The following is a 1,263-nucleotide window of genomic DNA, read 5'->3' as shown; positions in this document are numbered from 1 at the left end:
GATGTACTACACGCGCACCGGCCAGAGCTCGCTGTACTGGCGGTGGTTCTCCCCCGACAGCGGCGTCATCGGCGGCATCGAGAACACGGTGACCGGTGGCAACATCGCCTGGAGCAGCACCAAGGGGATGTTCCTGGACGGCGCCACCCTGTACGTCGTCAGCTCGACCACCGGACAGCTGCTGAAGATCGGCTTCGCCAACGGCGCACCCACCGGGACCTCGTCGGTGGCCGACGCCACCACGGACTGGCGCGGCAGGGCCCTCTTCCTGGCCTCCGTGCTCCCCAACCAGGCGCCGTCGGCCTCGTTCACCTCCCAGTGCACGGGCCTCACCTGCACCTTCGACGGTGGTGGGTCGGCCGACGCGGACGGCTCCGTGCAGTCCTGGGACTGGGCCTTCAGCGACGGCGACGGTGCCGGAGGCCCGGCTCCGTCGAAGGACTTCACCGCGACGGGCACCTACGACGTGACTCTCACCGTCACCGACGACGGTGGGCTCACCTCGACGGTCACGCGCCAGGTGTCCGTCGTGAAGCCGAACGTCGCGCCCGTCGCGGACTTCAGTGCCAGCTGCGACTTCCTGTCCTGCCGGTTCGACGCCACCACGTCGAGCGACAGCGACGGCGTGGTCGCCGACCGGACGTGGGACTTCGGCGACGGGACCACCGGCACCGGCGTCACGCCGACCCACGCCTACGCGCAGCCCGGCACCTACACGACCACCCTCGTCGTCACCGACGACGACGGAGCCACCGACGAGGTCGCGTCGACCCGGTCGGTCGTGGCCGCGCCCACGGCGAGCACCGTCTCCTACGTCGGCGGCGCCGTCACGCAGGGCAACCTCAGCACGCCCAACGTCACGACACCGACGACCGTGGCTGCCGGCGACCGTCTCGTGCTGGCACTGAGCGTCAACGCCAACAACCGGGTGCTCTCGGCCCCCACCGGCGTGACCGACTGGACCGTGCTCGACACGACCACCGCAGGGACCATGCAGACCCGGGTCTACACGAAGGTCGCGACCTCGACCGACGCGGGCCGACGCGTCACGGTCCCCCTGGACGCCGCCGCCAAGTACACGATGACCCTGGCGGCCTACTCCGGGGTCCGTGCCGGCGCCCTGGTCCACGCCGACCTCGTGGAGACCGTCAACCGGACCGGGCACCGGACGCCGACGGTGGACGCGCCGGCCGGCTCGTGGGTCGTGTCCTACTGGGCCKACCGGTCCAGCGCGACCACCGCCTTCACCCTGCCGGCCTCGGT

1 protein-coding gene is annotated in these 1,263 nt (G+C 71.3%); it reads left to right on the top strand.

The features are described 5' to 3' along the window. Positions 1-1,263, top strand: a 1,263-nt coding sequence (locus ACXJKL_RS21240; RefSeq protein ID WP_457208974.1) for a PKD domain-containing protein, incomplete at both ends; no start/stop codon positions are given.

It is taken from the genome of Nocardioides sp. P5_C9_2 (assembly GCF_054049555.1).
This window is presented reverse-complemented; position numbering and strand designations above follow the sequence as displayed.